3 protein-coding genes are annotated in these 3,820 nt (G+C 44.2%); 1 reads left to right on the plus strand and 2 read right to left on the minus strand.

Annotated elements, in window-relative coordinates:
• Window positions 1–121: 121 nt before the first annotated feature.
• Together Q0668_RS05065 and Q0668_RS05070 are read right to left on the minus strand one after the other, a co-directional pair.
• Window positions 122–931 carry a sterol desaturase family protein gene (locus Q0668_RS05065; RefSeq protein ID WP_298860768.1) on the minus strand — a complete coding sequence of 270 codons (810 nt, stop codon included), beginning with the start codon at window positions 929–931 and terminating at the stop codon, window positions 122–124.
• A 143-nt stretch (window positions 932–1,074) separates the two neighbouring features.
• Window positions 1,075–2,865 carry a flagellar basal body P-ring protein FlgI gene (locus Q0668_RS05070; protein ID WP_298860771.1) on the minus strand — a complete coding sequence of 597 codons (1,791 nt, stop codon included), beginning with the start codon at window positions 2,863–2,865 and terminating at the stop codon, window positions 1,075–1,077.
• 396 nt (window positions 2,866–3,261) lie between these two features.
• Here Q0668_RS05070 and Q0668_RS05075 point away from each other — a divergent pair.
• Window positions 3,262–3,820, plus strand: a 559-nt coding sequence (locus Q0668_RS05075) for a glycosyltransferase family 39 protein (RefSeq protein ID WP_298860774.1), incomplete at its 3' end; no start/stop codon positions are given.

Raw genomic sequence — 3,820 nt, forward strand, 5'->3', positions numbered from 1 at the left:
AAAATCCTGGTAATAGAGAATGGCTAAATGAATAGATGTGACCGATTTATGGGTGATCGATCATTATTTGGAGTTAATTCTTTTTCAATCCCCCTAGATTATTTTCTCACAGACAGATTATTTATGAATCTGTCGAGTCAGTCTGCTCTTTGTTTTCTTGCTGGTTGGTCTTACTTGAAAATGGAGTTTTCCACATGCCTATGAGCGTTTGCCATTCTGGTTGTTCGAATTCATTTAAACCAAAGTGAATATTTTTGAGATCACCGCGCATACGAAAGGTGCCTGCGAGACGATCCCAAATGGAAAAGACAGTTGAATAATTGGAGTTGGTTTCTTCGGGAATTTGTGAATGATGTATTTTATGCATATCGGGTGAGACAAAGAGCCAACGGAAAAAACGGTCAACACGGCCGATAGAAATGTTGGCGTGATGAAATTGAGTGGAAAGAAATATTAGAATGCCATAGACAATGATGTGCCAGGCTTGCAGGCCCAGGATGGGAATTAATAAGAGACGAAAGAGCGTTGAGAAAATCAACTCTCCCCAATGAAAACGCGTGGCGGTCGAGACATCCATGTAGGTGTCGCTGTGATGCATGCGATGAAATCGCCAGAACAGTGGGATGTGGTGGTTCATCCAATGCCAACAGTAGGTCCAGGCATCGAGTAGGATAATGGCAAGCAGCAATTTACTGGCACTTCCCAATGGCAATAGATTCAGGAACCCCCAATGGTGATCGAGAGACCATTGTGATGTGAGTTCAACAGAGGCACCAAAGAGTAGCCCGAGGAATAGGGAATTCAGAATGACCAATGCAAGATTATGAAAGGCGTGTCGATAGCGTATTTTTTTGACAACCGGTTTGAATGCTGCCCCACTTTCCCAACACCAGAATAAGGCGAGTAGAACGATGGGGATGATACTATGCATGAGTGATAGCATCTGTAATTCTGATAATTCAGAAAGCATAAGCACGGTTGTTGAATTAAAAGGCGTGGGTTAATGAAATGTTCTCAGAGAACTCGGAGCGACGATTTATTCTGTCATATGAGAGACAGGGTGGCAAGGGCCGATTAAAACTCGCGATAAGTGGCTCTGATTTTCCCCTGCTGTTGAAGTGTTCGCAGAAACAGGATCTGTTTTGTTTCAGGAATCTGCATGTGCTGCATTAAGATCAACAGGTCTTTTAATCTTGTCGTTGTCAAAGGGGAAGGAGGGGCTATTTCCAGTGTGAAGTGATTAAAGTCAATTTTTGCTGGTTGTAGAAGTACCGTTCCTTTTGTTTGAATTTCTGTTTTGGTCGTATCGATGATTAATTCTGGAGTTTGAGATTGCTTCGAAGATAAAGGTGAGGGGATCTCAAGCGAGAGTAACTTGGCTGCTAAATTCTGTGCTTGTTGCTGGTCTGAATTCGGTAAGGAAATCATGATTATACTGGATGAGCGAAGGATGGCTTTTGTGTTTTCGGAGTGTTGTGTTTTTAGAAACTGATTGATGTGTTGTGCAACCAGTTGACCAAATTTCGGTTGGCCTGAGGGATTTTTCAGGAAGAACTTGAGATGGGGAAGCCCCTGGCTGGAAATCAGATTCGGCCTGAGGTTTGAAAGGAGTTGTGCGCCTGCGGTGATGGTTGCCTGCGATTTTTTTTGACTTTGATCGGTAAGCATCGGTCCCATACCAATGGCATCTGCGTTTGTTTTGAAAGAGCCTGCATTCTGTAAGGCCATTGGCAGGAGGTATCCGCCTGTGAGATTGACCGTTTTATTGTCAGCGGTGATGTAGCATTTGAGTCGCTGCCCTTTCGTTACACCTGTGTTGGGGACATAAGTGATGATTGAAACATTCGCGAGATTACCGGCTTCAATGGGAGTTTTAATTTGATCTAGATCGATATTCATGCTTTTGATCGAAGATTTCAAAGCCTGAATGGCTTCTGTTGTATATCCGCGGTCGCCTGTTCCCTTCAAGCCCACGACCAGGCCGACGCCTGTTAATTTGATGATTTCTGACGGCTGGAATTCTCCCAATTCGGAAAGTCTGATTTGCACAGGTTTTGGCGGTGCTTCCGGAGTTGGAAGTTTTAATGCGAGGTTTAGTTTGACCAGATTTCTGCCAAGCACGGTGGCATTCATCACCGTATTACTGATTAAAGGAATGACCTGGATCGTTTGATTCAGGGAGCCATTTTGTTGAGCGATTCCAATGGTTTTTATTTTGGCTCCGCGAAAGGATGTTATGAGATGTATGGGAGAGTTTTTTTGGATGAGAAATGAGTTTTGAGAAATCGAATAACCGGTAGAAACTGTTTGATTTGCGGGAGCTTTATTGAGAGAAGTCTGCTGTATACCTTTGAATTTGTTTTCCGTGTGGTCTTGTTGAAAGGTCGGCTTGAAGGCAATTTGTCGAACCAGATCGGCATCAAGACGGAGCAATTCTTCAATAAGTGTCGTGCGTTGTTGTTTCGTTGTTTGTGTAAGTAACAGAATATTTAACGACTGCTGCTTTGCGGCTTGTTGATTCTGGAGATTGAGCAGGTTGATTTGAGAAGGTTTTTGTGCCGGAGGCAGATCGCTGTTTAGGCGATGGTCGTGCTTTCCTTTTTGATTGGCCATTGGCATAGGGGACTGTTCAGGACTCTGTGCAAGAGTTGTCTTTGATTGATTTGATCCCGCAGGGAAATCGAGATTGAGATCGGGAAACTTTTCAGGCTCGGCGAGAGAAAAATCAAGGATCTCTAAATCATCGCTGGTTTGCGCAGAGTCTGTTTGTAGATTGAGAAAATCCTGCATGGATTGCGAAAGGAAAAACATGGCCAGCGCGAACAGGCCGATTCCTGTCAGGATCGAGAATTTAAGATAGCGCATTGTTTCCCTCAGCCGTGAAGAACCTGGCTTAGTGAAATGAGTTGATGTGTTTTGAGGAGTTGTTTTGCTTGGAGAGAATTGAGAGCGGACGATATTAAAAATCTGTTTTTGTGTCAATGTGGGATATTTGGATGAGGTAAATCCCTTTTTGATTATTTGCATTCTTACGTAATCTGTTCAGTTCTGCTTACCAGAATTTTGGCATTCCGAGTGGGGAAGTTGAGAAGAATTCACCCTGGGGTTCAGGGGCAGCTTATATTGGAATTGACCCTGATGGTCGAGTAGTCGTACTATTCCCCCATTTCCAAAGTGGCAGGGGAGATTATGCCGCAAACGAAACGGCTTAAGTACTTATTGTTATTTATTTTACTGATATCCGCATCAATCAGGTGCGGAGTGGCGGTTTACGTTCAGCGGCAACTTGATCGACAACCTGAACGCACATATGTGATCGAAGGTGATGCAGACGGTTATTGGAAGCTGGCTCGAAAGATCATTCGCGGCGAAGAATATTCGATTTATACACCGCCACGACGTGTACTGAGGATGCCCGGTTTTCCTGTCATCCTGGCGGGAGCTATGTCTGTTGTCGGAGAAGATCACTTTGGTATTCGAATCATTTTGGGGCTGCTGGGAGTGGTCGCCTGTTTTGTTGTGTATTTGCTGGGAAAAGAGCTAGTCAATGAAACGATTGGTCTGATCGCGGCGGCATTGGTTGCTGTTTCGCCGGTGATGGCAGGGTTTAGTGTTTTGTTTTTAAGTGAGACTGCTTTTGCAGTCGCGATGCTGATTTCATTATGGGTACTTGTCAAGTTATCAAAAATTCAATATGGAGCCGGCGATCAAGTTCGGGGAACTCTGTTCTCAGTTCTCGCTGGTATTTCACTGGCGATCGCCTTTTATGTCAGGCCGAGCTGGTTGTTAATCCTGCCCGTCGTTGTTGTCATTTTAGTTT

Origin of the sequence: uncultured Gimesia sp., from assembly GCF_937910335.1 — a bacterium.
In the GTDB taxonomy this organism is placed as follows: Bacteria; Planctomycetota; Planctomycetia; order Planctomycetales; family Planctomycetaceae; genus Gimesia.